Consider the following 25,898-nt stretch of genomic DNA (forward strand, 5'->3'; position numbering starts at 1 on the left):
TCAGGCGGCCGACACCTCTTTCAGCCGCAGCGAGGCCAGCGTGCCGGCGAGCCCCATGCCGCCCAGCAACCACAGCACGGCCTCCGTGGAAAACAAGGATGCCAGCGCACTGAGGCCGCCGGCCAGCAGCAGCAACAGGCCAATGACGGTATTGCTCACGGCGGTGTAATCGGTGCGCTTGTTGCCGCCGGCCATGTCGACCAGATAGGTCTTGCGACCGATACGCACACCGGCGTGCGCCACGGACAGCACGAAGAACGCCAGCGGGAAAAACCACTGGCTGCCCTCCCCTGCCCACTGCGCAAAACCGGCCGTACCCAGGCAGGCCAGGCTCGCCAGGGCACCACCGCGAATCATCACCCGCCGCGACGAGGCGTCGGCCATAAACCCCCAAATGCTGGCGCTCACGGCACTGGCCAGGCTGGCGGCCATGACAAAACTTCCGAGCACCAGCTCGCCGCCGCCCTGCTGCTGGGCCAGCACCACGATAAAGGGCGAGCCCAGCGCTGACGCCATCAACAGCGCACGCGAGATCACGAACCAGCGGAACGGCGCGTCATCGCGCAGCAACGACAGGCTGTTGACGGCCTGGCGCAGTGCGTGCCCGCCGCCAGAGGTTTCACCGTCGAATTCGTCAATGCGTGAAAACAGCAGTGCGGCCGCGAACCAGGCCGCTGCGGCGGCGAGCAGCAGGCCAGTGTAGAGCGCCAGCGACGGATCGGTCTGGTCGTTGAACAGCATCGCTGCCAGGGCCAGCGTGATCAGGCCCGAGAAGGTGGCGGCCAGCCCGCCGAGGCGGCCACGGCGGGACTTCGGAATGGTCTTGCCCTGCACGTCTTTCATGGCCACCGAGCACAGGCCGCGTGCCAGGGAGAACGCGATCAGCAGCGCGACAATGGCAAGCCCTGCAGGCAGGCCGTTGAGCCACCAGACGCTCGCGGCCATGCCCAGCACGGCCATGCCCTGCAACAGGCTGCCGAGCACCCAGAACTGCTTGCGGCGCGGATGACCGCGCACCCAGGCGCCAATCGCCAGCTGCGGAATCATTGAGCCGGATTCGCGGATCGGCACCAGCGCGGACACCAGTGCGGACGGCGCCCCGATGGCGGGAATCAGCCAGGCCAGGATGGTTTTCGGATTGATCAGCAGGTCGCCGATGCTGGTCAGTATCTGGCTGCACAGCATCAGCAGGAAATTGCCCGGCACTTCGCGACAGGCGTTGTCGGCAATGTCCGTGCAGACGCGGGCGTCCTCTTCGTTGGCGATCAGGGCGTAGAGGCGTTCGGTGGTGTCTTTGGCCATGCCGTGGCTCCATGGCACGGCCCTCCCGAGGGAGGGCCGTTGATCAGAGGCCCAGATTATCCAGCACTTTCAGCGTCGGCCCGGCCTGGTTCATGGTGTAGAAATGCAGGCCTGGCGCGCCCATCGCCAGTAGCCGTTCGCACAGCCGGGTGACGATCTCGGTGCCGAACGCTTTCACCGCCGCGTCGTCGTCCTTGATGTCGTTCAGCTTGCTGGCCAGCCAGCGCGGAATGTCCGCGCCGCAGGTGCTGGAAAAACGCAGCAGGTTGGCGACGTTCAGGATCGGCATGATGCCCGGGTACACTGGCGCGGTGCAGCCTTTTTTCTGCAAGGCGTCGAGATAGAAGCCGTAGGCGTCCGCATTGTAGAAATACTGCGTGATGCCGTGGTTGGCGCCGGCGTCGATCTTGCGCTTGAAGTGTTCGATGTCGTCATCGAAGCTGCGCGCCTGCGGATGCATTTCCGGGTAGGCGGCGACTTCCAGTGTGAAATGATCGCCGCTGATCTCGCGGATCAATGCCACCAGATCGTCAGCGTATTTCAGCTCGCCCTGGGCGTAGCCCATGCCCGAGGGCAGGTCACCGCGCAGTGCCACGATGCGCGTTACGCCGCTGTCGCGATAGTGGTTGATCAATTCGACCAGCTCGTCGCGGCCCTGACCAATGCAGCTCAGGTGCGGCGCAGTGTCGGCATGCTGCGCGCGCAGCCGGTTGACGGTGTTGATGGTGTTGTCGCGGGTGGAGCCGCCAGCGCCATAGGTGCAGGAGAAAAATTCAGGATTTTTCACCAGCAGTTTCTGCTGCACGCCGAGCAGCTTGTCCAGCCCTTCCGCTGTTTTCGGCGGAAAGAATTCAAAACTGATGCGTTTGCCTGTCATGGTGCGATGTCCCGTGCACGGGCCGGCCTGGCGGCCGGCCCTGTGTCCTCAGTACTTGTAGTGATCCGGCTTGAACGGGCCGTCCACCGCGACGCCGATATAGTCGGCCTGGATGTCGGTAAGGCGCGTCATCACGCCGCCAAAACCCTGCACCATATAGCGGGCCACTTCCTCGTCCAGTTGCTTGGGCAGCACTTCCACTTTCAGCATGCGCTGTTTCACCGCGTCGCTGTGGTTGGCGTAGCCCTGGTCGAACAGGTACATCTGCGCCAGCACCTGGTTGGCAAAAGAGCCGTCCATGATGCGGCTCGGGTGGCCGGTGGCATTGCCCAGGTTGACCAGGCGGCCTTCGGACAACAGCAGCAGGAAGTCGCCTTTGGCCTTGTCGCGCCACACTTTGTGTACCTGGGGTTTCACTTCTTCCCATTCCCAGTTCTTGCGCATCCAGGCGGTGTCGATCTCGTTGTCGAAGTGGCCGATGTTGCTGACCACGCAGCCCGGCTTCAGGGCTTTCAGCATGTTGGCGTCGCACACGTTGACGTTGCCGGTGGTGGTCACCACCAGGTCGATCTGGCCGAGCAGCGTGGTGTCGATGCTGTCGGGCTTGCCGGTGTTCAGGCCGTTGATGAACGGGCTGACCACTTCGTAGCCGTCCATGCAGGCCTGCATGGCGCAGATCGGATCGACTTCGGTCACGCGCACGATCATGCCTTCCTGGCGCAGTGACTGCGCAGAGCCCTTGCCCACGTCGCCATAGCCGATCACCAGCGCTTTCTTGCCGGACAGCAGGTGGTCGGTGCCACGCTTGATGGCGTCATTGAGCGAGTGACGGCAACCGTACTTGTTGTCGTTTTTCGACTTGGTGACGGAATCGTTCACGTTCACCGCCGGCACTTTCAGGGTGCCTTTCTTCAGCATTTCATACAGGCGGTGTACGCCGGTGGTGGTTTCCTCGGTGATGCCATGGATCTTGTCCAGCATCTGCGGATACTGGTCATGAATGTGCGCGGTCAGGTCGCCGCCGTCATCCAGGATCATGTTGGCATCCCACAGGTCGCCATTGGCGTCCCGGCAGGTCTGTTCGATGCACCACATGTACTCTTCTTCGGTCTCGCCTTTCCAGGCAAACACCGGCACGCCGGCGGCGGCGATGGCGGCAGCGGCGTGATCCTGGGTGGAGAAGATATTGCAGCTCGACCAGCGCACTTCCGCGCCCAGTGCTTTCAGTGTTTCGATCAGCACGGCGGTCTGGATGGTCATGTGGATGCAGCCGATGATCTTTGCGCCCTTCAGCGGCTGCTGCGCGCGGTACTTTTCGCGGATCGCCATCAGTGCCGGCATTTCGGTTTCGGCGATCTCGATTTCCTTGCGGCCCCAGTCGGCCAGCGAAATGTCGGCGACTTTATAGTCTGCGGCGACATCGGTTTTTGCGTTCATGTGGTTCTCCATTCGTTTTTGACGAATGGGCGCCGTTGCATCAATGATGCGCCCTGCCCCCGAGCCTCGCGGTCTGACCGCTGCAGCGCCCCTCGGGAACAGGGCGTGGTATTACAGGCCGGCGTCGGCTTTCAGTGCGGCAGCCTTGTCGGTCTTTTCCCAGGTGAAGTTGTCACCTTCGCGGCCGAAGTGGCCATAGGCCGCCGTGACACGGTAGATCGGACGGCGCAGGTCGAGCATTTCGATGATGCCGCGCGGACGCAGGTCGAAGTGCTTGCGCACCAGCTCGATGATCACCTCATCAGCGACCTTGCCGGTGCCGAAGGTGTTGATCGAGATGGAGGTCGGCTCGGCCACGCCGATGGCGTAGCTGACCTGGATCTCGCACTTGCCGGCCAGACCGGCGGCGACAATGTTCTTCGCCACATAGCGGCCTGCGTAGGCAGCGGAACGGTCCACCTTCGTCGGATCCTTGCCGGAGAAGGCACCGCCACCGTGACGGGCCATGCCGCCGTAGGTGTCGACGATGATCTTGCGGCCGGTCAGGCCGCAGTCGCCCATCGGGCCACCGATGATGAACTGGCCGGTCGGGTTGATGTGGAAGCGGGTCTTGTCGTGCAGCCATTCTTTTGGCAGCACCGGCAACAGGATCTCGTCCATCACTGCATCGCGCAGGTCGGCCTGGCTGATGTCCGGGCTGTGCTGGGTGGACAGCACCACGGCGTCGATGGCCACCGGCTTGCCGTTTTCATAGCGCAGTGTCACCTGGCTTTTTGCATCCGGGCGCAGCCACGGCAGGACGCCGTTCTTGCGCAGTTCAGCCTGGCGCTCCACCAGACGGTGCGAGAAAAAGATCGGCGCCGGCATCAGGGTGTCGGTTTCGTTGGTCGCGTAGCCGAACATCAGGCCCTGGTCCCCGGCGCCGATTTCCTTGTCTTCTTTCGCGTCCACGCCCATGGCGATGTCCGGGCTCTGTTTGCCGATGGCGTTGAGCACCGCACAGCTGGCGCCGTCGAAGCCGACGTCGGAACTGTCGTAACCGATATCCAGGATGACCTGGCGCACCACGTCTTCCAGGTCCACATAGGTGGAGGTGGTGACTTCGCCCGCGACCACGGCCATGCCGGTTTTCACCAGGGTTTCCACCGCCACACGCGCGTGCGGATCATCCTTGATGATGGCGTCGAGCACGGCATCCGAAATCTGGTCGGCCATTTTGTCCGGATGGCCTTCGGATACGGATTCCGACGTAAAGATGGAATATTCGCTCATTGCTTTGGTGGCTCCCTGGTTGAGGGGTTTACGGATTGAATGCATCGTCCGCGTGCACAAAGCTGCACGCCTGGACCTGAAAACCATTGCGCTGGGCCAGGAACTGGATCTCCAGCAATCGCAGGCCGGCGCGTTGCGCCCAGCCCTCCAGTTCCTGTTCATCAAAACCCAGCCACTGATCGCCGCAGCGCTCCCGTGCCCAGGCCTGATCGTGCCGGCACAGCTCGGTGATCACCAACACCCCGCCACGGCGCAGCCGGCGCGCGGCGGTAACAAAACAGTCTGCCGGTGTCGGCAGGTGGTGCAGCACCATGTTCAGCACCACGGCGTCAAACTGGCGTGGTGGCGCGGCCTGCGGCCAGTCACCCAGTATCAGCCGGACATTTTTCAGTCCCGCGTCGGCGACCCGGTGACGGGCACGGGTCAGCATTGCCTCGCTGCTCTCCAGCCCGGCGACCTGCCTGAAGCGCCCGGCCAGCCGGACCAGAAAGCGGCCGTCGCCAGGGCCGACTTCCAGGGCCGCATCGCCGCCTTCGGGCAGGGCGCGGGCCAGCAGCTCGTCGGCGAGGTCGCCGTACTGCGCATAATCGGCGATCGGGTCGTCATGTGCGTCGAAATCGCCGCCATTGCGCTCAAAAAACGCCCTGCTCTGTGCCGCGCGCTGTGCTTCGATGCCGGCCAGCCGGCGGGCCACCTGAGGTGCCAGGTCCTGCGCATCCAGCCGTTCCAGCAGGGCGCGGTGCAGGGTGCCGGTCTCGGCCTGCGGGTCCGGTAACTGGCGGCGATAGAAGATGGTGTTGCCTTCCCGCCGCTGCTCCACCAGCGCGGCCTTTGCCAGCACTTTCAGGTGGTGGCTCATGCCGGATTGGCGCATGTCGAGTATTTCCGCCAGTTCCAGCACCGCGAAGCTGTTGTAACCCAGTACTTGCAGGGCCTGCAGGCGCAGCGGGTCGCCAGCGGCTTTCAACAGCGCCGCCAGTACATCCAGCTGGGTGTCCTCGGCGCCTGGCGCCACCTGCAATAGGGTCATAAGGGGCGCAGTGTAGGGCATGGGGAAATCTATATCAAAATTTTTTGATATAGATGGATCGGCTGTTGTTGGCCCGGGTCATGTGGGGGGGGGGGGGAGGGCGGGGCTGGCCGAATCCGCCGTGACTGATGGTAAAGTGGCCGCATTATGAGGCCAGGGCAGGGTGACAGGAGAACGATGGGCGGCAAAGTCTCCAGGACAGCAGGGCGCGGCAGGGCAGGGAAGGCGGGCGCAAGCACCCCCCAGATTGCCGCGACAAAAAAGGCCGCGGCCAGACCTTCGGTAAAGCCCCCCACCGCAGGGCATGTTCAGAAAACGCCCTCCCGCCGGCTGCTCAGGCATCCCGCCTCGACCTCCCCGCGCAGCCCACAGGTGGAAAGCAAGCGCGGCCTGATTCTGGAAGCGGCACTGAACCACTTCTCCCGTTTCGGGTTGCATGGCACCAGCCTGGATCAGGTCGCGCGCGAGGCGGCCATCTCGAAAACCAACCTGTTGTACTACTTCAGCAGCAAGGAAGAACTGTACGTCGGTGCGTTGCAGCAACTGATGGATGTCTGGCTGTATTCGCTGGAGGGGTTTACCGTCGACGCCGAGCCGATGACGGCGATCAGCGATTACATCCGTACAAAGCTGGTGCTGTCACGGGATTATCCGCGTGAGTCGCGCTTGTTCTGTCTGGAAGTGATGCAGGGGGCGCCGCTCATGATCGACGTGCTTGAGCAGCGTGTGCGCCCGCTGGTGGCAGCCAAGGTTCGTGTCATCAATGCCTGGATTGCCCAGGGGCGCATGGTGCCCTGCGATGCGCACCATCTGATCTTTTCGCTCTGGGCGATTACCCAGCATTACGCGGATTTTCATGTGCAGATCGCGGCCGTCACCGGCAAATCGCTGCAGGACCCGGCCTTCTTCGAGGAGACGCTGCGCAATGTGCGCGCGCTGGTGCTGGAGGGCATCCGGCCGCGTTGATGGCGGGTGTCAGCCTTCGATCAGCCAGGCCCGTTCACGCAGGGCCTCCAGCCCGGCCTCTTCAAAGCGTGCCTGCCCGGACAGCACATCCTCGACTTCAAGCTGGCGCACGGCGCATCCATGGAACAGCCGTTGCACTTCGTCGGCGCTGACCGAAAACGGCGGCCCGTCCATTTTCGATTGATCGTATTCCAGCGTGACCAGCAGCATGCGCCAGCCGGCCGGCAGGATAGTGCGCAGGTGCGCCACATAGCGCTCGCGCATCGGCGGGGGCAAGGCGATCAGCGCCGCACGGTCATAGACGGCCTGCACATGGCTTACGGCCTCGGCGTTGAGCAAAAAGACGTCGCCGCAATACAGGGTGTAGCCGGGTGCGAGGGCCACCTCCAGATCGCCAGCGGATTGCCATGACGCGGTGAGGCGGTGTTCATCCAGAAAGGAATCCAGCGCCGCGCGTGACAGTTCCACACCCACGACCGGATGCTGGCGCCGCAGCCAGTGCATGTCCACGCTCTTGCCGCACAGCGGCACCAGCACAGGGGCGTCGGGCGGCAGGCTCAGGGCTGGCCAGTGGCGCGGCAGCCAGCGATGTCCGTCGGGCTGGTGGAAACCGATGTCGTTGTTCTGCCAGCGGCGGTGCCAGAAAGCTGCTTCCATGACCTACTCCTCGCTTGGGCGGTGGGCCGCGTGGCGCGGCAAGCCTGTCGGGGGAGTATATAGCGGAAGCGAAGAAGTGGGGCCGGCGAAGCCGGCCCCGGGGGCAGATCAGAAGTTGTAGCGGGCGCCGAGTTCGAGAATCATGCCATCGGCTTCGGTCGGGATGGACAGACCACCGACCAGAGAGATTTTTTCGCTGGCAAAATAATTGGCTTCCACGATGAACAGGAGTTCTTCATCGTCGGTCACGCCCGGTGCCGGGCCGTTGGCGGCATAGACTTCCGGCATGTAGCGGATCGCACCACGCAGTTCCATGGCATCGCCGGCCGCCAGGCGGGCGCCGCCTTCCAGGATCGGGTTCAGGCCGTCGCCGCTGTCGCCCAGGCCGAGCTGGCCGTACAGGTGCAGGTTGTTCATCGGCGCAATAAAGCCGACGCTGGCATTGCGGAAATCGAAAATGCCGCCGTCTTCTGCGGTCAGGTACAGGCTGTCATTGACCTGATAGGAACCCTTGATCAGCCACTTGTGCACCTTCTCTTCCGTCCACACCTGATAGGTGCCCTGGACATAGGTGTAGTTGATTTCAGCAACAGACATGGCGGGCAGCGCGAGGCAGGCCGCAGCGATAACAGAGCGAAGTTTCATTGAAAAGGTCCTTGTCAAAGCAGTACAAAGCGTCATCTATGACGGGGTAAACAGCGTGTTATGTCAGTTTCCTGACAGCGTCAGGCGCTGGGATACTAGCGTGCCGTGCAGAAACCGGGTAGAGCTCTAAACGGGGAGCAGGTCGCAAAATGCGGAACCGGAGCGGGGTGCGCCGCTGGATGGTACCGCCGGGCAATGGCGCCGGCCGTATTTTCGGCGAATTTTGCACTCCCCCTGTTTCATGCAGCCGGGTTTTCCGCATAATGTGCCGCTTCTGTGGCCAACGCCCTCCCCCGGCGGGGTGGGCTTCACTAGCGAACATGATGCTGCGTCTGTTATTTGCTCTGCTGCTGCTCTGTGGTGCTTCCCCTTCACTGGCCGATACAGTCTGGCTCCTCAATGGCGACCGGCTGTCGGGACAGGTCCGCCTGTTCGATGGCGGCACCCTGCTGCTGGAGACCGAATTCGGCGGCATCGTGCGCATCAATGCCAAGAGTGTGGCCACCCTGGAAACGCGCCAGCGCATGGTCATTCGCCACCAGCGCTGGCGTGGGCGCAAACAATACGCCACCTTGCGGGCGGCCGAGCAGCCGGGCCGGGTCACGCTGGTCACCCATGGCGAACCCTTCACTGTGGCGCTGGCGGATCTCTACCAGATCATGCCGACGCGCAAAATGCTGGAAGACTGGATCTGGCGCGGCAACGTGGACTTTGCGCTGGACTTCCAGCGCGGCGATACCGATATCGATGATCGCGACATCATGGTGCTTACCGATTTCCGCCACAACAACTGGCGGCATAACCTGCGCGGTGAATATAACCGTGAGTACAAGGACGAGGTGCGTTCAATCGACAATTATCTGGCACAGTATTCGCTGGATTACTTTATCGACCGGAACTGGTTCTGGCAGGGCCGCCTGCAATACCGCCGCGACGACATCGAGGAAATTGCCCGCCGGCGCAGCCTGGGTACCGGCCCCGGTTACCAGTTCTGGGACAATGAGCTGGGCGCTTTCTCGCTCACCTCGCTGCTGAATGTGGATGATTACGAGTACGCCGACGGCGGCGACGAACGCACCGCCTCCATGGCGGTGCGCTGGGACTACAACCGCTTTCTGGTGGGCAAGACACTGGAAATCTTTACCAACGGTGAAATCGGTGTGCCGCTCAGCAGTGCGGTGTCGGAAAAGCTCGACGCCCAGGCAGGGCTGCGTTTCCGCCTGACCAGTTGGGCATCGTTCAATATTCGGGCCGAATGGGACCGGGTCGTTGGCGACGGAAGTATCAACCAGCGTCGCTACACCCTGGGGCTGGGTGTGGCCTGGTAGTCAAAACGCAATTCAGACACATATTGCTGACAGTATTGCAGGCAGTTTTGCAATATAACGACCATGCGGCTGTCATGTCTGGCCGCTAGGGTGCTTCCCGCGACACAACACCTGATCCGGGAGCACACACATGTTCACCTCACAACGCACCGGCTGGCCAACGCTCTGGCTGGCCATGCTGTTATCCCTGCTGTTGAGCGCCTGTGGTGGCGACAGCAGCTCGTCCAATAATGACAACGGCGGTGAGCCGCCGGTGGCCGAAACGCAAGGGTTTACCCTGGCGGTGCTGCCGGACACACAGAAATATTCCCGCTATTCACCCGAGCGCTACACCGTTCAGACACAATGGATTGCGGACCACTACGAACAGGAAAAGATCGCCTTCACTGTACATCTGGGCGATGTGGTGGATATCGCCCGCGCGCCGGAGGAATGGGCGGCAGCACGTGAGGCGATGCAGATACTGGAAGCCAATGCGGCCACGCCCTATTCGATCCTGGCCGGCAACCACGATGTGCTCAACAGCGGCCAGAACGATGACGTGCGTGATCTGGCCAACGAGCCGTTCCTGCAACATTTCTCGCCGACTCTGCAGGCCGGTAACTTCACCACCTTCCAGGGCGCGGACGACACCGGCTTCAACAGCTACCACATTTTCGAAGGCAATGGCCGCGAATATCTGGTGCTGGCGCTGGACTGGCGCGTGTCGGCGAACACCGCCGCCTGGGCACAGCAAGTGCTCGACGAGCACCCGACCCTGCCGACCATCCTGACCACCCACCAGCTGATGAACATCGCCGGCGATGGTGAAACCGCCATCTTCACCGAGCACGGCGCCATGTTGTGGGATACGCTGATCCGCAACAACGACCAGATCTTCCTGACGCTCAACGGGCACCACCACGGCGAAGCCATGATGGTAGCCAAGAACGACTTCGGGCGCGATGTGGTGCTGGTCGTGGTCGATTACCAGTCCGGCTTCTGGGGCGGTAACGGCATGATGCAACTGATCAGCTTCAACGAAACGGATAACCTGCTTCAGTTCCGGTCCTATTCCCCCTGGGTGGCCGCCATTCCGGAAGAGGACCGCCGGCCGCAGGATGAACTGAGCCGCTGGGAATTCGACGTGCCGATGCATTTCGGCAGCCGCTTCGCCAACTTCGGCGAAAACGCAGGGGCGGACGAGCCGGGCAATATCGAGGGCACCGAAGCCTACTGGATCCTGGATCGCGCCCACATGCTGACCAGCACCGACGGCAGCGTTCGCTTTGCCGATGCCTCGGGTAACGGCAACGTCATGACGCTGACCGCCTACAACGATCCGCAGGGCGACATGAGCGCGTTCTTCGAAGTCATCGATGACAGTGCACTGTTCGGCTTCGCCGAAGGCAGCGCCCGCTTCAAAGGCAGCAATGCCGACGGTGGTTATTACCTGATGTCCGCCGGCGCCAGCCTGCTGTTCGAGACCAGCGCCGCTGGCAAGAGCGGTTATCTGCCGACCTATACGATCGAAGCGGTGGTGCGCTTGCCGCAAGGCTGGACGCCGGCGCGCAACCAGTGGTCGGGCATCCTCAATCATCGCCCCGGCATCACCGCCGTCTGTACCTATCATGAAGTGGCCTGCAGCGGCGGTGACGCATCGCTGGGCCTGAACGTGTCCTCACTGAAAGAATTCCAGTGGGTCAGCACATCACAGAACGGCAAGGGCCAGGACAACTGGTCCTGGGAAGTGGCCGATGAGTACTGGTACCACATTGCGCTGGTGAACGATGGCGAGCGGGTGCAGATGTATGTGGATGGCTCGCTGGTCATGCGGACCGGCGTCGACACGCAACAGGGCCTGCTGGTGCAGCCGGGACAGCCCTGGTCCATCGGGATCAACAGCTGGAACGGGTCCCCCGGCAATCTGTTCGCCGGCGATATTGCGGAAATCCGTATCAACAGCCGCGTGTTGCCGCAGAGCGAGTGGCTGTATAGCCACTGAGTCACTGGGCTGGCCCGCCGGGCCAGGTACCGGGAACGGGGCCTTCATGGCCCCGTTTTTTATTTGTATCAATGAGTTGGGATGGCGGGCGCGGGATAGCGCAGCGGCTGCTTGCGGCATTTGGTTCGTGTGTGTACTATTTGGTTCGTCAGCGAACCAAACGAGGTGAGGTGTGGAACGGCGGCTGTTTTTCCTGATCAACATGGCCCAGCGCAAGATGTTCCGCTATGTGGACAGCGCGTGCGAAGCAGAGCTGGGTTTCTCCGTGACACAAGTGGCGGCACTGCTGTTCATTGCCCGGCATGAAGGCGGCCTGCAAAAAGACCTGGGCGCCGCGCTGGCGCTGAACAAGCCGGCTGTCACCGGCCTGTGCGGTCGCATGGAACAGAACGGCCTGATCGAACGCCGTCCCTGTGAACAGGATGGCCGCGCTTCCCGCCTTTACCTCACCCCGCAAGGAAAAGCCGTACTGCCCAGGGTCATGCCGCTGCTGACGCGCATGAATGCCAGTCTGGCGGCAGATTTTTCCGATGAAGAACTGGATGTGGTGGTCCGTTTCCTGAACAAGGTGATGGACAACTTCGCGTGATCAACCGACCAGAACGGTGAAGGCTATGGGTCAATTCCTGACAATGTACAAACAGATGGACGCGCAGGCTTTTTCAAAAGGTATCGGGCAGGTGGCGCCGTACTTTTCGTCCATCGATCCGGAAATCGTCAACTACCGGCCGCGCTACTGCGAACTGGTGCTGAAGAACCAGCCCAAGGTACACAATCACCTGGGCACCATCCATGCGATTGCCATGTGCAACGCCGCCGAGCTGGTAGCGGGGATGGCCACCGATGCATCTATTCCTGAAGGCGCGCGCTGGATTCCGCAGGGCATGACGGTCAGTTACCTGGCCAAGGCCAAGTCTGACCTGAAAGTGGTGTGTGATGCGGACGGGGTGGATTTTTCCGAACCCGGCGACATCGTCGTGCCGGTGTCCGCCTATACCGACGGTGGCACCAAATGCTTCACGGCACTGATCACCATGAATGTGAAGCACGCCTGATCAGAAAAATCCTGTGATTGCGCAAGCGCTGTTCCCCATTGCGGAGCTCCTGGCGAGCTCCGCTTTTTTTTCTGGGGCGGTGGCTTGCTGGCGGGTGCCGCCCCCAACCGTGATTCAGGCTGCGGGGGTCCAGAGATTCTGCAGTGAACCCAGCAGGCTGTTCTGCACACCCTGGCCGCCCAGGAACTGCAGCACCATCGGCGCAAACTGGCTGATCATGTCCGGGCTCAGGCCCAGCGCACTGAATGCAGTCTGCACACCCTGCAGGCTCTGCACGTTGCCGAGCACCGTGCCGAGCATGCCACCGCTGGATTCGCCGCTGCCGAGCAGGCCGGTCAGGCCGGACACCTTGTCCGTGATCGAGCTGAACTGGCTGCCGGACAGTTGCGTCTGTGCCAGCGACATCAGCGCGGCAGTGCCACCGGCGGCTTGCGTCTGGGTCACGCCCAGCTGGCTGCTGAGGCTGTTCACCAGATCAGCGGTGTCGCCGGCCACGGCGAACTGGCTGTTGGCCTGGTCCAGTGTGGCCTGGGCGCTGCCGGTGGCATCGTCAGCGACTTTGGCCGCGTCATTGATGGTCTTGCTGGCGGAATCCGACAGCGACTTGAAGTCAAAGGCCGATGCACCGGCGGCAACGGAGAACAGAGCGACAGTCAGCGTGGCTTTGGCAAAAAAATGCATGGGGGAGCTTCCTTGGCTGGTCCGGAAAAAGCGCCGGTCTGGCGTGCCGGCGCGATCGAACAATAGCATGCCGCCTGCGCCGTCCGGCATCAGTTAAAGGACGGATTCACCGTTTTGCGAACGAATTCAGCCATCCGGACGCGTGCGCTGGCGGCCTCCGGTATCGGCATCAGCGGCCAGACATGCACCATCTCCGGCGCATCCACCTGCGCCACTTGCCCGCCTGCCGCGCGCACCCCTTCCACCAATCGCACCGCATCCGGCCACAACACATCACGCCCGGCGCTGAACACCAGCATCGGCGGCAGCTCCTGCAGCCCGCACAGCAGCGGATTGATGGCCGGGTCATCCAGCGCGCGCGGCCCGGCGACGATGCGCCCGACGTGCGGCAGCCCGGCCAGCGCCAGCATGGGATCGACGGCATCGCGGTCCTTTGAGCGCGGATCACTGAACGTCAGGTCCAGGCACGGGCTGATCAGCACCAGCGCGGCCGGCTGCGGTGCCCCGGCATCGCGCAGCGATTGTGCCAGCCGCAGTGCCAGCAAGGTCCCGGCGGAATCCGCCACAATCACCGGCGGTTGTGGCCATGTGTGGTCACGCCAGAATGCGCTGGTGAAGGCCAGCATGTCGTCCAGCGTCTGCTCGGGCGCCAGCGGATACAGCGGCACATCGCAGGTGCCGCCGGTATCACGCACGAGTTGGGTAATCAGGCGCCAGTGATGGCGGGTGATGGGGTTCACGAAGGCGCCGCCGTGCAGGTAGAGCATGGTTGGCTCGGCACCGTGTCCGAGGCGCAATACGGGGCGGCCGCGAAAGGCCCGCTGCGTTGCCCCGCGGGGTGGTGAGCAGGCCTTGCGTCGCCTGGCCAGCAGCGTGGCGGCGTCCAGCGGTGGCGCGTAGCGTTGCTTCATCTTCAGCCAGGGCATAACCCTGTTGAACAGCAGACGGGCACGCAAAGAAGCCATGTCGAGCGATCCTCAGGACAGATAGATGGCCAGCAGTGTCCGCCAGACTGGCAGTGCTGCCAACCAGGGCGGTGCGGCCTGGCTGGGGAGGCTGGCATATCTGGCAGATGAGCCGAATAATGACTATATTCGGCTCATGATATGAGCCGAATGGGCGAATTAATCGGCTCACAGAGGGCGCAACTATGCACACATGGATATGGCAACACCCTGACTGGACAGCCTTTTCCTGGCACGAGGCGGCTGTGCAGCCGCGCCTGCGCGCCGTGCGTCAAAAGCAGGGCGAATTGCTGGGGCGAGCGGGCGTGCTGGGCGATGGCGACCAGCCCGAGCAGGAGCTCGACACCCTGCTGGCCAATATCGTGTCGTCCTCCTCTATCGAAAATGAAACCCTTGATGCCGCCTCCGTGCGGTCCTCACTGGCTCGGCGTCTGGGCGTAGCGGGCACCCAATACCCGGTGACGGCGCGCTCGGAAGGGCTCGCCCGGATCATGTTCGATGCCATCCATCACCGCAGAGAGCCGCTGTCCTGCGCCCGATTGTGCCAGTGGCATGAGTGGCTGTTTCCGGAGCCGAATACCCTGCTGTCGCACATCAATGTGGGCGCGCTGCGTGGCGAAGCGCCGATGCAGGTGGTTTCCGGGCGCCTGGACCGCCCGACAGTGCATTTCGAGGCACCCCCTCGCGACACCCTGCCGGCGCTGCTGGACGGGTTTGTCGACTGGTTCAATCACAGTGCCGACGACGCCACACTGGACCCGCTACTGCGCGCGGCCATCACGCATTTCTGGTTTGTCACCCTGCATCCCTTCGATGACGGCAACGGCCGCCTCACCCGCGCCCTGACCGATATGGCGCTTGCCCAGACCGATGACCGCAGTATCCGGCTTTACGCCATGTCGGTGGCGATTCTTGAACGGCGCGGTGATTACTATCGCGTGCTGGAACAAAGCCAGCGAGGCACGCCGGATATCACGGTCTGGGTGCTGTGGTTTCTGGATACGTTGGAAGCTGCTCTTGATGCTTCCATCGAGTGCATTGATCGTACGTTGGGCAAGACACGCTTTTGGCAGCGTTTTGGCGATGCTGGCTTGTCGCCTGAGCAGATAAAAGTGCTGAACAGGTTGCTGGATGGCGGGGCCAGGGGTTTCGAGAACGGGATCAGTGCTTCGCAATACCAGAAGGTAGCCAAAGTGAGTAAGGCGACGGCCACGCGGCATTTGTCGGATCTGGTGGCCAGAGGGTGTCTGGTGAAATTGCCGGGTGGGGGGCGGAGTACGCGGTATGCGGCAGTGTTGTCGTGATATGGGCGAAAGTGGCCATAAGTGGCGACAAGAAGTGATTACAAGTGGCCTTGCCCGTGCCCATTCTGGTGACGCCCTGCAGGGAGACTCATAAAACCGCCGAGCGTCAGCTGGAATCATCTGCCCATGGGCTAGAAGACCAGATTCCCGAGAAGCCGGCCTGGTGCGAAAGCGCCAATCCCTGCCCCAAGTAATCCCAGATAGGCACCCACCACAAAGCCACGATGTACCCCCAGTTGCTTTCGCCGCGCCGCGATGACCGCGATGACAAGGCAGATCAACGTCCAGAGCGAGAGCAGGTGAATGGGGCCGAAAGTCCCGAATAGCGGCATTGCACTGTAGATGCCAAAGGAGGACAGGGCGGTGATGGCCATCGCAATGACCCAGGCCCAGCCAAGCCGTCGATGCCAGAGTCCGCCCTTTGGCCGGGCCAATTGCCAGGCTCCCAGCAATAGCGCCAGGGTGGCGGCTATCCAGTGAAGTGTCATCATGGTGTCCTGCCTGAGTGTAAAAGTATACGCTGTGAACATGAGTTTGCGGCTCGATGTTCACGGTGTCAACATTGTGAGTGAGGAATATGGGTGGTTATCACCATGGTCGCCTGCGAGAAAGCCTGATTACTGAGGGATTGTTGCTGTTGGCCGAAAGCCCGCAGGGCGATATCAGCCTGCGGGCGCTCGCTCGCCGGGTAGGTGTCACGCCAAACGCAGCGTATCGACACTTCTCGGATAAGGGTTCCTTGCTGGTGGCTCTGGCGGCGGAAGGTTTCCGTCAGTTGCAGACAGCGCAACAACGGGCCGCACGCGACGCACCGCCGGGTCAGATGCTGTCTTTGTCTGGTCGGGCTTATCTTCGCTTCGCCTGGGAGAACCCCGCACTGTTCCGCCTGATGTTTGGGGCGCACCTTGCGGACAGAGATGATGCGGAACTGCGGGCGGCGGCGGCTGAGGCATATCAGGCATTGCGCAGAGGCGTTGCGACGGCGAAGGATGCCCAAGCTGAGGCCGTTGATGTTGATGCGGCGACATTACGGGCCTGGGGGTTGGTGCATGGCCTCAGTCATTTGATGCTGGATGGGCAACTGGATTTTATGCCGCTCGGGCCATTGGCTGCGGCGGAGCAGGTGCTGGGGCTGTAGTGGACCCAACGCAACAATTATTGAGACAACTTGATATCTGTCACCCCTCATCACCGGCATCGAGTGCATCAATCGCCTTTCGCAGGTTCTCCCGCGCCTGCGCTTCCCGTGTTTCCTGGAAGGGCCGGGTGTTATAAATCTGCGGACGGGCCATGAAAGATTCAAGAATTTCCCGACGCTTCTGAATATAGAGTGGCGTTGGCACCCACTGGTATTCCTGTCGGAGCTGTCGGTTACTTTCCTCAAAGCGTGCTGGCTCGGCACCGAGAATCGACAGATCAATATCCACCAGCAGCTTTTCATCGTCCTGCTGTGCGAGATTGTGGTGCCGCGTCACCATGATCAGCCGGTACACAGCTTCCTGGTCTGACTCGCACGCACCCGCTTCGGCCAGCGCCCGGCGCGCCCATTCTGCGCTGCGCTGTTCATTGTCGTGTCGAGTGACTTCGTAGACGGCGTCATGGAACCAGAGGGCGAACAACAATTGCCCCGCGTCCGGTGCCAGAGAAAGGTGCTGCGTGGCCAGTGTCAGGCATTCAGCGAGATGTTGATGTGTGTGGTAGGCGCGCTGTGGTTCGGCATAAGCCAGCAGTAATTCATCACGCAGCCTGTCTGGCGCGGCTATGCCGGAGCGGATCGTGGCGTCGCGCCAGGATGTGTCAAATAGGGTTGTGCCGGGTGCCATGCTTGTGTCCCTTGCGGTAGCGCTGCCGTGACAAGAGTGTAATAGCAGAGGGTCTCGCCTCTCAGGAATATAATTCCTCGATATTCACTTTGAGCGCCTTCGCTATCAGCGGCACTTCATCGTCGGTGATACGTCTGACCTGAGCTTCAATTTTGGCCAGTGTGCCTCGGCTGATATCCCAGCCGATCAGATGACAGCGGGTCACCAGCTCGCCTTGAGTCAGTCCCTGTTCTTCTCTCAATGTTTTGATTCTGGGTCCGAGAAGATTCATATCCGTTTGCTCCGAAATCGGAGCTTGATTCTTTCATGGTTATAGATAATCGTTGCTCCGAATTCGGAGCAACGCGGCAAATCATGGAGGAACTTAACATGTACAGTCCCAAGAATAAGTAAGCATTCGCCGAGGCTTTACCATCTGGCAAAAGCCGTCGGCAAGCCAATGACGCGTGTGGCGGATGATCTGCTGGAGTTTGGTTATCGGCATTTGGAGCAGCTGTATGATGGACTTAGTGATGATCAGATTCGGGAGATTGTATGTGCTAAGAGAGACCCTGATTACAGAAAAAAATTTCTTGGACGAGAAAGGTCGCGCTGGCCTGATTAGGTTCTTGGTCTTGCTCGTTTTCAAAAATTCATTCACACAGTGGGTGTGAGCTGGCGGGCAAAGACTATTCTGATAAGGAGCTTTGCACGGCTTGGAAATTATCGTGTTCGGCGTCTAATTGACAGGAGATACACCAAGGGCTTGTAACGTCGCATCTGTCATCATGCCCGATTCAGGCAATTCCTTGATGCGCTGGAAAAGTTTGAGGGCGTTTTGGGTTTGCTGACCAAGAATCCCGTCAATGGAGCCGTTATAGAGGCCTATAGCGTTCAGCTGGATTTGAACCCTCATGATTTGAATGCGCAGTTTTTCGCTTTGACTGAGATTGTTCAGGGCGGATGAGGGCGTTTGTGTAGAACCCGAAGAAAAGGAGGATGCCGGCCCGCTAGCACTGGGTGGTGGTGTGGTCGGTGTGCTATAGGAAGGTGATGGTGCGCTGCGGCTGTTATATCCAGAGTAATGTGATGAATGAGAAGAATGAGATCGGTGACTGGAGTGGGATCGGTGGCTTGAATGTGAGCGATGCGCAGCGAAAAGGTTTTCCATGGCTTCATGAAGAGGTTTTAGTGTTATCGATGCGGGCATTCCTGCGTTATCAAGATGAGCTCCTTCAGATTCGAGCCCGCTAGATAAGTTAGGGTTCAAGAAAATTGGGGTTCCCGCAAGGAAAAGGGAGATATTTTTTATGAATTTTGACATCACTTTTCCTCCATTATTGGAATAAGTTTTCCAGGCTTCCAGCCTTTTTCATGCCATGAGAAAAGACCGCTGCACGATTCTCTTTCAAGACAACCCCTGCATTCATCTACGTATGAATTCTTCCAGTCCGATATGCTTCTGTGTGCGTACTGCCATAGTCTTCTGGGAAGAAGGCATAACGGGATATTCATTAGTATGCTTGTAAGGTTATGCCTCTCAAGTTCGTTGACTGCTGAGAGGATGGTTTCTGACCAGTCTTCGATTCTTAGCTCACAGATGTCTCTATTTGCGAGAGCGAAGCCTATGGGCTCGCACCCTATTATTGCCACCTCCCTGACAAATGGAAGGTTTTTGCCTATGAAATGACATAATGGTACAAGATTTTCAAGGACGGGTTTCGTCAGAACGATTCTAAGTTGAATGGGCTGACAATTCTTTTGCAAAACCAATAATCCCTTTATGGTTTCTTCGAAGGCTCCATAGGATTGAACAATATAATCGTGCAGGAAGTCCGCATGGCCATACAATGGAACTAGCCAGGAGACGTTTGATATTTTCCTGTCGAAAATTGTCTCCTCAATGTCAGGTTTGCTGAGCAGGCGTCCGTTGGTCAATACCTCAATGTGAGTTTCACTGCTCTTCAAGTTTATCTGGTTGACAATTTCTTTCAGTCCGCGAGGTTCAAGCAGTGGCTCGCCGCCGCTGAGGCCGATAACATTTGGCATTTTCCGGATTGCTTTAACGGTATCCAGTACCTCTTCTATCATCCACTGGTCGTCTGACTTTGTGGGTGGTTGAGAGCACATCAGGCACCAGCTATTGCAGCGATTAGTTATTTGGAATCCATGGTGCATATCTACTTCGCGATAAAGAACGGGGTGGCCAGATAGCGCCTTTGTTGGCGCTATAATATCGCCGTCCACGAGGTTCGGGTGGTCTGCAATCCATCCTAGATTGCGCACGCCTTTTTTGAATATTTGTCGTACAAAATCTATGTCGGTGCCATTCCTCGATATGACAAGGTAGAATAGTTCCGGTGACCATTCGTTTGCCAAGTCATCACGCTGGACCACCCGGTGAGGTTTCATCCAGTTGGCGGTTTCAATGTCTGTTTGGATTCGTCTCATGGTATGACCTAGAAAGGCATTGCCCAGTTATAGAAAATGTCCATTTCCCAAGTGGAAGCATGCTTTATCCGGTTGAAAAAATAATCGAACAGCAAGGTGTGTTTCTGGCAATGCTCAGTTTCGGATGGCCTTGCATAGAGGTTGCCGTGCTGAGCGTAAGCGTCTATCGGGTTCGGGGCGCAAAAAGGTTTGTATGCACACGAACCACATTCATCTTTCTCATCGTTCAGGCTAGCCCTTACGAGGTTGATTTGGAGATCGGAGTTCAGAAGTTCCGATATCGGTGTGCCTATCGCCCCAAGGCGTAAACCATGATCCCCGGTTTCAACCAGCATCCTGGCCTCATCGCCGGGATAAATATAGCCATCATAATTGTAGGCTATTGCCGAAAGTCCCGCCCCGGTTGGTCTTTGAAGATCCACATAGCCTGCGTCAAACGGAGACAGAAGCTTATTCAAAATGATGGAAGCATAGACTTCTCTTATGTGGTTGCCTTGCCTGTTCCAGTAGAGAACTCTCTCCAGGCACGCTTTGTAGAACTCCATGAATTCGGCCAAGCTGTATCCTATGTGCTTAATGTTTTTCTTGGCGAAGCCATAGATGCTTAATGGCCTGATAAATACTTCGGGCATTCCAAGATGAACATATTCGTCCACAATCTCGTTGGGAAATGAAAGTGATGATCTGGTGGTGGTCATCAGGGCGGAAACGCTTTCTTCTCCGATAATCTCCCTGGCCATTTGAATGCCGAGGACAGTCTTTTCATGCGCTGTTCTTTCCGGGGTTGGGCGGTTCTTGTTGTGAAGCGAAGGAGGGCCATCAATGCTGGTTGAAAGATAAACGTTATTTTCCCTAAAGAACTCGCACATTCCTTGTGTGAGCTGATGTAATGTACTTGCTACAACAAACCGTATTCTCTTGTTGTGACTTTCATTGATGTATTTTATTTTTTCAATTGCGTACTGAACAAGTTCAAAGCGTAGGAGTGGATCGCCACCTTGAAATTCAACGGTTATGGTTTCATTTTGGCTGTCAAATATATTGGCGCATGCTTTTTCCAGCATTGCCCGGCTCATTGAACAGCCGTGCTCCTCCAGCGACCGGCTTACTTGGCAGTACTGGCATGAATGTGCGCATTGGAGTGTCACGACCAACATATGTAGGCTGGGGCCGTCTTTAGTGGTTTGAGACCGCTCTGCCTGTCGACATTGGTGAAGCCACTCGCTCCCGCTCTGATTCTTGGATCTCAGAATGAACTTTGACTGAAGGTCTGCCCTGATCGGGTTGCTTAAAATTAGTGGGTTTTTTTCAAGGCTATCCAGTTCCTGGCCGGATAAAAATGCATAATCTCCCGTATCGGATACAACTAGGAATCCGTTGCCAAGTTTTTTCGTGTTGTAGGACCCCTTTACCAATTCGTATCTGGTCATCATGCCTTCCCGGTGGCGTTTGATTATTATTTTAATTGCTTTTCTTCCGTAGGATGCTTGGGGTCTGGCGGCGCATAAGAAGTTGCTGTTTTATGGCTCGCGCCGCATCCCGCCTAAACTCTTAATAAGTGATTTATATTAAGGCGGCATGTTTTTGCAATAGGAATTAGGGGGACTGATCTTTTGGTCAGTTGTAAGCCGGCGCATTGTCCCGCTCCCTGCTGAGCTGCCCTATTTGCCGCCAACCCCCACCTAAGCGACAATACCGCCCCTTTATACCGGCGCCCACCCCCAAGGGAGGCGCCGTTGTTGATTCCCAGGTCAGGAGAACGCCCCATGTCCGCCCATTCGCTGGCTTCACGCGAACTCGCCAATGCCATTCGTGCCCTAAGCATGGACGCCGTGCAGCAGGCCAATTCAGGCCATCCCGGGGCGCCCATGGGCATGGCGGATATCGCCGAAGTGCTCTGGCGGGGCTTTCTGAAGCACAACCCGGCCAACCCGCACTGGCCGAATCGCGACCGGTTCGTGCTCTCCAACGGCCACGGCTCGATGCTGCTCTACAGCCTGCTGCACCTGACTGGCTATGACCTGTCCCTCGACGACCTGAAGAACTTCCGTCAGTTGCACAGCCCCACCGCCGGCCACCCGGAGCACGAAGAGTGCGTGGGCGTGGAAACCACCACTGGCCCGCTGGGCCAGGGGATTGCCAATGCGGTCGGCATGGCGCTGGCCGAGAAGATGCTGGCGAGCCATTTCAACCGGGACGGCTTTCCGGTGGTTGATCACTTTACCTACTGTTTCCTGGGTGATGGCTGCATGATGGAGGGCATTTCCCACGAAGTGTCGTCCCTGGCCGGCACCCTGGGCCTGGGCAAGCTGATCGCCTTCTATGATGACAACGGCATTTCCATCGACGGTGAAGTGGAAGGCTGGTTCACCGACGACACGGTGGAGCGCTTCCGCGCCTACGGCTGGCATGTGATCCCGAATGTGAACGGCCACGACGCCCTGGAAGTGCAGGCGGCGGTGGAAAATGCCCGCAAGAACACGACCCAGCCGACACTGATCTGCTGCAAGACCATCATCGGCTTCGGCTCCCCGAACAAGCAGGGCAAGGAAGAAAGCCACGGCGCTGCCCTCGGCAATGACGAAATCGCCCTGACCCGCCAGGCACTGAACTGGCCGCACGGCCCGTTTGAGGTGCCGGACCACATTTATGCGGCCTGGAATGCCCGGGACGCGGGCGCTCAGGCTGAGGGCGAATGGAACGAGCTGGTGAGCGCTTACGCCCAGTCGCACCCTGATCTGGCGGGCGAACTCAAGCGCCGCCTGAGCGGTGAGTTACCGGCGGACTTCAGCGACAAGGCCGATGCCTTTATTCGCGAGTGCCAGCAGAAGATGGAAAAGGTGGCCACCCGCAAGGCCAGCCAGAACGCACTGGATGCCTACGGCCCGCTGGTGCCGGAGCTGATCGGCGGTTCGGCCGACCTGGGCGGCTCCAACAACACCTTCTGGAAGGGCTGCAAATCGGTCACCGGCACCGATGCCAGCGGCAACTACGTTCATTACGGTGTGCGCGAATTCGGCATGACCGCGATCATGAACGGCATGCAGCTGCACGGCGGCGTGCGCCCCTATGGCGGCACCTTTCTGATGTTCATGGAATACGCCCGCAACGCGGTGCGCATGGCGGCGCTGATGAAGCAGCCCACCATGCTGGTCTATACCCACGATTCCATCGGCCTGGGTGAAGACGGCCCGACGCACCAGCCGGTGGAGCAGCTGGCCAACCTGCGCCTGACCCCGAATGTCAGCACCTGGCGCCCCTGCGACACGGTGGAATCCGCCGTGGCCTGGAAGGCGGCCATCGAGCGCCAGGACGGCCCCACCGCACTGGTCTTCAGCCGCCAGGGACTGCCCTGCATGCAGCGTGACGACGCCACCCTGGCCAATGTGGCCCGTGGCGGCTACGTGCTGCACCAGACCGGCACCGGCACACCGGAGGCGATCATCATTGCCACCGGCTCGGAAGTGGAGCTGGCCATGCAGGCTGCCGCCGCGCTGGGTGAGCAGGGCCGCAATGTGCGCGTGGTGTCCCTGCCGAGCGTGGACACCTTCCTGGCCCAGGACGCGGCCTATCAGGAAGCCGTACTGCCGGCGGCCGTGCGCAATCGCGTGGCCGTGGAAGCGGGCATCGCGGATTACTGGTATCGCTTTGTGGGCCTGGATGGCCGCATTGTGGGCATGCACACCTTCGGCGCCTCGGCCCCGGCAGGTGACCTGTTCAAACACTTCAACATTACCGCCGAGGCGGTACAGCAGGCTGTGGCCGAGCTGATTGGATAACCCTATGCGCGTGGCGCTCAACGGCTACGGCCGTATCGGCCGCTCTTTTGTCCGTGCCCTGCTGGAGCGCGAGGCGGGCGGCTGGCGGGCGCCTTTCACGCTGGTGGCGGTGAACGATCTCGGGCGCCCGGAAGACCTGTACTACCTCAGCCGTTTCGACAGCACGCACGGCCCCTGTCGGGTGCCGGTGGCGCTGGAGCAGGGTGCCGACGGTCCGCAACTGCTGCTGGGCGAACACCGGGCGCGCCTGCTCTCGGAAGCCGAGCCGGCGGCGCTGCCCTGGCGGGCGCTGGAGGCGGCGCTGGTGCTGGAATGCACCGGGGTGTTCCGGGCGCACGATGAAGCGGCCCGGCACCTGTCGGCGGGGGCGGAACGGGTCATCATCGGTGCCGTGCCCTTTGATCACGCCGACGCCATGCTGGTCTACGGTATCAACCACACACAGCTCCAGCCGGGGCAGCGGGTGCTGTCGGCAGCGTCCTGTACCACGCACGCCATCGCGCCGCTGCTGGCCGCGCTGGACGAGGCGTTCGGTGTGGAACAGGTGCTGATGAAAGAGGTCCACGCCTATACCTCGGACCAGAGCCTGCTGGATCATGTGCACCGCGATCCGCGCCGCGGCCGGGCGGCGGCACAGAACATCGTGCCTACCACGTCGAGCGCCATCGGCGCGGTGCAGCAGATACTGCCGCGCCTGAACGGGCGCGTCAGCGGCGACTCGATCCGGGTGCCGACACTGAACGTGGCGATGGTGGACCTGACGCTGCGGCTGACCAGAACGCCCTCGGTGCCGCAGCTCAACGAGCTGTTCATCCGGCGCGTTGACGAAGTGCCCTGGCTGATCGGCTACAATGCCGAGCCGCTGGTCAGTGTGGACTTCAACCACCGCAGCGAATCGGTGATTTTCGACGCCACCCAGACCCGCGTGCAGGGCGACATGGTGCGGGTGGTGGCCTGGTACGACAACGAATGGGGCTATGCCAACCGGCTGCTGGACCTGGTGAGCTGGATGGCGGAGCAGGAATCAGTCTGACGTCTGACGCCAACTGCTCCAAGCGTCCGACGTCCGACGTCCGACGTCCGACCAATCAACAACGGCCTCCGGCTTGCCGGCGGCACGGTGCAACGAACGAACACGCGATACTTGAGGTACACAACGATGTCCATTCTTCGCATGACGGATCTGGATCTGAAAGGCAAACGGGTACTGATCCGCGAAGATCTCAACGTGCCGGTGAAAGACGGCAAAGTCACCAGCGACGCCCGCATCCGTGCGTCGTTGCCGACCATTCGCCACGCGCTGGATGCCGGCGCGCGGGTCATGCTGCTGTCGCACCTGGGCCGCCCGGAAGAGGGCGTGTTTGATGAAGCCGCCTCGCTGAAGCCGGTGGCTGAACACCTGGGCATGCTGCTGGAGCGCAATGTACCGCTGGTGCGCGACTGGCTGGAAGGCGTGGACGTGGCACCGGGCGAGCTGGTGCTGTGCGAGAACGTCCGCTTCAACCAGGGCGAAAAGAAAGACGACGAAGCACTGTCGAAAAAAATGGCGGCGCTGTGCGATATCTTCGTGATGGATGCCTTCGGCACCGCACACCGCGCCCAGGCGTCGACCCACGGTGTGGCCAGGTTCGCCCCGGTCGCCTGCGCCGGCCCGCTGCTGGCGGCCGAGCTGGATGCGCTGGGTCAGGCACTGAAAAACCCGGAAAAACCGCTGGTGGCCATCGTCGGGGGCGCCAAGGTCTCCACCAAGCTGGAAGTGCTGGAATCGCTGGCCGATAAAGTGGACCAGCTGATCGTCGGCGGCGGTATCGCCAACACCTTCCTGGCGGCGGCGGGCAAGCCGGTGGGTAAATCACTGTGCGAGCACGACCTGATTCCGTCGGCGCAAAAGATCGCCGAAAAAGTACATATCCCGCTGCCGGTGGATGTGGTGGTGGCGAAGGAATTTTCCGCCGAGGCGGAAGCGACGGTGAAAAGCGTGGACGACGTCGCCGAGGACGACATGATTCTCGACGTCGGCCCGAAGACCGCGCACGTCTTCGCCGCGCTGATGAAAGAAGCGCGCACCATCGTCTGGAACGGTCCGGTGGGCGTGTTCGAGTTCGAGCAGTTCGGCGGCGGCACCCAGGAAATGGCCGAGGCGATTGCCGAGAGCGATGCCTTCTCTATTGCCGGCGGTGGCGATACGCTGGCGGCCGTGGACAAGTACGGCATTGCCGACAAGGTATCCTATATTTCAACGGGCGGCGGCGCCTTCCTGGAATTTCTGGAAGGCAAGACGTTGCCGGCCGTGGCGGTACTCGAAGAACGCGCGAAAGACTGATTTTCTGCGTCAGACGTCAGACGCTATACAGAACACCCAT

Annotated in this window: 25 protein-coding genes and 1 riboswitch; of the genes, 10 read left to right on the top strand and 15 right to left on the bottom strand. The window is 60.3% G+C overall.

What is annotated here, in order from left to right; all coding sequences use genetic code 11:
• The 5 genes from S7S_RS00735 to S7S_RS00755 form a co-directional block, all read right to left on the bottom strand.
• A complete protein-coding gene (locus S7S_RS00735; protein ID WP_008739190.1) occupies nt 1-1,302 on the bottom strand; it encodes an MFS transporter in 1,302 nt (433 codons plus the stop codon).
• A gap of 43 nt (nt 1,303-1,345) precedes the next feature.
• Nucleotides 1,346-2,179, bottom strand: a complete 834-nt coding sequence (metF, locus tag S7S_RS00740) for a methylenetetrahydrofolate reductase [NAD(P)H] (protein WP_008739192.1) — start codon at nt 2,177-2,179, stop codon at nt 1,346-1,348.
• Between the two features lie 48 nt (nt 2,180-2,227).
• Complete coding sequence (gene ahcY, locus S7S_RS00745; protein ID WP_008739194.1) at nt 2,228-3,616, bottom strand: adenosylhomocysteinase; 1,389 nt, start codon at nt 3,614-3,616, stop codon at nt 2,228-2,230.
• A 20-nt stretch (nt 3,617-3,636) separates the two neighbouring features.
• A riboswitch (S-adenosyl-L-homocysteine riboswitch) is annotated at nt 3,637-3,716 on the bottom strand.
• An 11-nt stretch (nt 3,717-3,727) separates the two neighbouring features.
• Nucleotides 3,728-4,888 (bottom strand): methionine adenosyltransferase, encoded by a 1,161-nt coding sequence (gene metK, locus S7S_RS00750; protein WP_008739195.1) that lies wholly within the window; start codon nt 4,886-4,888, stop codon nt 3,728-3,730.
• A gap of 28 nt (nt 4,889-4,916) precedes the next feature.
• Nucleotides 4,917-5,918, bottom strand: a complete 1,002-nt coding sequence (locus tag S7S_RS00755) for an ArsR/SmtB family transcription factor (RefSeq protein ID WP_052269177.1) — start codon at nt 5,916-5,918, stop codon at nt 4,917-4,919.
• 177 nt (nt 5,919-6,095) lie between these two features.
• On the opposite strand from S7S_RS00755, the gene rutR reads away from it, so the two are divergent.
• Complete coding sequence (gene rutR / locus S7S_RS00760) at nt 6,096-6,884, top strand: HTH-type transcriptional regulator RutR (protein WP_082027591.1); 789 nt, start codon at nt 6,096-6,098, stop codon at nt 6,882-6,884.
• A gap of 9 nt (nt 6,885-6,893) precedes the next feature.
• On the opposite strand, the gene S7S_RS00765 is transcribed toward rutR, so the two are convergent.
• A complete protein-coding gene (locus S7S_RS00765) occupies nt 6,894-7,541 on the bottom strand; it encodes a thiopurine S-methyltransferase (RefSeq protein WP_008740077.1) in 648 nt (215 codons plus the stop codon).
• Between the two features lie 108 nt (nt 7,542-7,649).
• Nucleotides 7,650-8,186 carry a hypothetical protein gene (locus tag S7S_RS00770; protein WP_008740079.1) on the bottom strand — a complete coding sequence of 179 codons (537 nt, stop codon included), beginning with the start codon at nt 8,184-8,186 and terminating at the stop codon, nt 7,650-7,652.
• 320 nt (nt 8,187-8,506) lie between these two features.
• Between S7S_RS00770 and S7S_RS00775 the strand changes: the two genes are divergently transcribed.
• The 4 genes from S7S_RS00775 (at nt 8,507) to S7S_RS00790 (ending at nt 12,553) form a co-directional block, all read left to right on the top strand.
• Nucleotides 8,507-9,514 carry a DUF481 domain-containing protein gene (locus S7S_RS00775; protein WP_008740081.1) on the top strand — a complete coding sequence of 336 codons (1,008 nt, stop codon included), beginning with the start codon at nt 8,507-8,509 and terminating at the stop codon, nt 9,512-9,514.
• Between the two features lie 130 nt (nt 9,515-9,644).
• The gene (locus S7S_RS00780; protein WP_008740083.1) at nt 9,645-11,498 is read left to right on the top strand and encodes a LamG-like jellyroll fold domain-containing protein; all 1,854 of its coding nucleotides are present in this window, start codon (nt 9,645-9,647) and stop codon (nt 11,496-11,498) included.
• Between the two features lie 172 nt (nt 11,499-11,670).
• Nucleotides 11,671-12,087, top strand: coding sequence for a MarR family winged helix-turn-helix transcriptional regulator (locus S7S_RS00785; protein WP_008740085.1), 417 nt, complete (start codon nt 11,671-11,673; stop codon nt 12,085-12,087).
• Between the two features lie 25 nt (nt 12,088-12,112).
• A complete protein-coding gene (locus tag S7S_RS00790) occupies nt 12,113-12,553 on the top strand; it encodes a hotdog fold domain-containing protein (RefSeq protein ID WP_008740086.1) in 441 nt (146 codons plus the stop codon).
• A 114-nt stretch (nt 12,554-12,667) separates the two neighbouring features.
• On the opposite strand, the gene S7S_RS00795 is transcribed toward S7S_RS00790, so the two are convergent.
• Nucleotides 12,668-13,234 (bottom strand): DUF2780 domain-containing protein, encoded by a 567-nt coding sequence (locus S7S_RS00795; protein WP_008740088.1) that lies wholly within the window; start codon nt 13,232-13,234, stop codon nt 12,668-12,670.
• An 89-nt stretch (nt 13,235-13,323) separates the two neighbouring features.
• Nucleotides 13,324-14,199 carry an alpha/beta hydrolase fold domain-containing protein gene (locus tag S7S_RS18665; protein WP_008740089.1) on the bottom strand — a complete coding sequence of 292 codons (876 nt, stop codon included), beginning with the start codon at nt 14,197-14,199 and terminating at the stop codon, nt 13,324-13,326.
• Nucleotides 14,200-14,384: 185 nt separating this feature from the next.
• Here S7S_RS18665 and S7S_RS00805 point away from each other — a divergent pair, with 185 nt between their 5' ends.
• Complete coding sequence (locus tag S7S_RS00805) at nt 14,385-15,503, top strand: Fic family protein (RefSeq protein WP_035205976.1); 1,119 nt, start codon at nt 14,385-14,387, stop codon at nt 15,501-15,503.
• A gap of 131 nt (nt 15,504-15,634) precedes the next feature.
• On the opposite strand, the gene S7S_RS00810 is transcribed toward S7S_RS00805, so the two are convergent.
• On the bottom strand, nt 15,635-15,994 hold the full coding sequence (locus S7S_RS00810) for a DUF2306 domain-containing protein (RefSeq protein ID WP_035206005.1): 360 nt from the start codon (nt 15,992-15,994) through the stop codon (nt 15,635-15,637).
• Between the two features lie 86 nt (nt 15,995-16,080).
• On the opposite strand from S7S_RS00810, the gene S7S_RS00815 reads away from it, so the two are divergent.
• Nucleotides 16,081-16,641, top strand: a complete 561-nt coding sequence (locus tag S7S_RS00815; RefSeq protein ID WP_008740101.1) for a TetR/AcrR family transcriptional regulator — start codon at nt 16,081-16,083, stop codon at nt 16,639-16,641.
• 40 nt (nt 16,642-16,681) lie between these two features.
• Here the strand turns inward: S7S_RS00815 and S7S_RS00820 are convergent, their stop codons facing one another.
• The 5 genes from S7S_RS00820 to hxsB form a co-directional block, all read right to left on the bottom strand.
• Complete coding sequence (locus S7S_RS00820) at nt 16,682-17,326, bottom strand: HD domain-containing protein (RefSeq protein WP_008740102.1); 645 nt, start codon at nt 17,324-17,326, stop codon at nt 16,682-16,684.
• 61 nt (nt 17,327-17,387) lie between these two features.
• Nucleotides 17,388-17,597, bottom strand: a complete 210-nt coding sequence (locus tag S7S_RS00825) for a helix-turn-helix domain-containing protein (protein WP_035205979.1) — start codon at nt 17,595-17,597, stop codon at nt 17,388-17,390.
• 447 nt (nt 17,598-18,044) lie between these two features.
• Nucleotides 18,045-18,629, bottom strand: coding sequence for a His-Xaa-Ser repeat protein HxsA (hxsA, locus tag S7S_RS19020; RefSeq protein ID WP_082027592.1), 585 nt, complete (start codon nt 18,627-18,629; stop codon nt 18,045-18,047).
• On the bottom strand, nt 18,629-19,756 hold the full coding sequence (gene hxsC, locus S7S_RS19025) for a His-Xaa-Ser system radical SAM maturase HxsC (protein WP_008740106.1): 1,128 nt from the start codon (nt 19,754-19,756) through the stop codon (nt 18,629-18,631). Before hxsC ends, hxsA begins: the two co-directional genes overlap by 1 nt.
• 8 nt (nt 19,757-19,764) lie before the next feature.
• The gene (gene hxsB / locus S7S_RS00845; RefSeq protein ID WP_041025839.1) at nt 19,765-21,189 is read right to left on the bottom strand and encodes a His-Xaa-Ser system radical SAM maturase HxsB; all 1,425 of its coding nucleotides are present in this window, start codon (nt 21,187-21,189) and stop codon (nt 19,765-19,767) included.
• 333 nt (nt 21,190-21,522) lie between these two features.
• Here hxsB and tkt point away from each other — a divergent pair, with 333 nt between their 5' ends.
• From tkt to S7S_RS00860, 3 genes are all read left to right on the top strand, one after another.
• The gene (gene tkt, locus S7S_RS00850) at nt 21,523-23,535 is read left to right on the top strand and encodes a transketolase (RefSeq protein WP_008740108.1); all 2,013 of its coding nucleotides are present in this window, start codon (nt 21,523-21,525) and stop codon (nt 23,533-23,535) included.
• Between the two features lie 4 nt (nt 23,536-23,539).
• Nucleotides 23,540-24,568: a type I glyceraldehyde-3-phosphate dehydrogenase gene (locus S7S_RS00855; RefSeq protein ID WP_008740110.1), complete on the top strand. Its 1,029-nt coding sequence runs from the start codon at nt 23,540-23,542 to the stop codon at nt 24,566-24,568.
• A gap of 126 nt (nt 24,569-24,694) precedes the next feature.
• On the top strand, nt 24,695-25,858 hold the full coding sequence (locus S7S_RS00860; RefSeq protein ID WP_008740111.1) for a phosphoglycerate kinase: 1,164 nt from the start codon (nt 24,695-24,697) through the stop codon (nt 25,856-25,858).
• The last annotated feature ends 40 nt before the right edge of the window (nt 25,859-25,898 follow it).

Origin of the sequence: Isoalcanivorax pacificus W11-5 (assembly GCF_000299335.2) — a bacterium.
Taxonomy (GTDB): Bacteria; Pseudomonadota; Gammaproteobacteria; order Pseudomonadales; family Alcanivoracaceae; genus Isoalcanivorax; species Isoalcanivorax pacificus.

Coding starts and splice junctions, on each gene's coding strand:
- S7S_RS00735 (WP_008739190.1), bottom strand. CDS start 1,302: ATGGCCAAAGACACCACCGAACGCCTCTACGCCCTGATCGCCAACGAA.
- metF (WP_008739192.1), bottom strand. CDS start 2,179: ATGACAGGCAAACGCATCAGTTTTGAATTCTTTCCGCCGAAAACAGCG.
- ahcY (WP_008739194.1), bottom strand. CDS start 3,616: ATGAACGCAAAAACCGATGTCGCCGCAGACTATAAAGTCGCCGACATT.
- metK (WP_008739195.1), bottom strand. CDS start 4,888: ATGAGCGAATATTCCATCTTTACGTCGGAATCCGTATCCGAAGGCCAT.
- S7S_RS00755 (WP_052269177.1), bottom strand. CDS start 5,918: ATGACCCTATTGCAGGTGGCGCCAGGCGCCGAGGACACCCAGCTGGAT.
- rutR (WP_082027591.1), top strand. CDS start 6,096: ATGGGCGGCAAAGTCTCCAGGACAGCAGGGCGCGGCAGGGCAGGGAAG.
- S7S_RS00765 (WP_008740077.1), bottom strand. CDS start 7,541: ATGGAAGCAGCTTTCTGGCACCGCCGCTGGCAGAACAACGACATCGGT.
- S7S_RS00770 (WP_008740079.1), bottom strand. CDS start 8,186: ATGAAACTTCGCTCTGTTATCGCTGCGGCCTGCCTCGCGCTGCCCGCC.
- S7S_RS00775 (WP_008740081.1), top strand. CDS start 8,507: ATGATGCTGCGTCTGTTATTTGCTCTGCTGCTGCTCTGTGGTGCTTCC.
- S7S_RS00780 (WP_008740083.1), top strand. CDS start 9,645: ATGTTCACCTCACAACGCACCGGCTGGCCAACGCTCTGGCTGGCCATG.
- S7S_RS00790 (WP_008740086.1), top strand. CDS start 12,113: ATGGGTCAATTCCTGACAATGTACAAACAGATGGACGCGCAGGCTTTT.
- S7S_RS00795 (WP_008740088.1), bottom strand. CDS start 13,234: ATGCATTTTTTTGCCAAAGCCACGCTGACTGTCGCTCTGTTCTCCGTT.
- S7S_RS18665 (WP_008740089.1), bottom strand. CDS start 14,199: ATGGCTTCTTTGCGTGCCCGTCTGCTGTTCAACAGGGTTATGCCCTGG.
- S7S_RS00805 (WP_035205976.1), top strand. CDS start 14,385: ATGCACACATGGATATGGCAACACCCTGACTGGACAGCCTTTTCCTGG.
- S7S_RS00810 (WP_035206005.1), bottom strand. CDS start 15,994: ATGATGACACTTCACTGGATAGCCGCCACCCTGGCGCTATTGCTGGGA.
- S7S_RS00815 (WP_008740101.1), top strand. CDS start 16,081: ATGGGTGGTTATCACCATGGTCGCCTGCGAGAAAGCCTGATTACTGAG.
- S7S_RS00820 (WP_008740102.1), bottom strand. CDS start 17,326: ATGGCACCCGGCACAACCCTATTTGACACATCCTGGCGCGACGCCACG.
- S7S_RS00825 (WP_035205979.1), bottom strand. CDS start 17,597: ATGAATCTTCTCGGACCCAGAATCAAAACATTGAGAGAAGAACAGGGA.
- hxsA (WP_082027592.1), bottom strand. CDS start 18,629: ATGTCAAAATTCATAAAAAATATCTCCCTTTTCCTTGCGGGAACCCCA.
- hxsC (WP_008740106.1), bottom strand. CDS start 19,756: ATGAGACGAATCCAAACAGACATTGAAACCGCCAACTGGATGAAACCT.
- hxsB (WP_041025839.1), bottom strand. CDS start 21,189: ATGATGACCAGATACGAATTGGTAAAGGGGTCCTACAACACGAAAAAA.
- tkt (WP_008740108.1), top strand. CDS start 21,523: ATGTCCGCCCATTCGCTGGCTTCACGCGAACTCGCCAATGCCATTCGT.
- S7S_RS00855 (WP_008740110.1), top strand. CDS start 23,540: ATGCGCGTGGCGCTCAACGGCTACGGCCGTATCGGCCGCTCTTTTGTC.
- S7S_RS00860 (WP_008740111.1), top strand. CDS start 24,695: ATGTCCATTCTTCGCATGACGGATCTGGATCTGAAAGGCAAACGGGTA.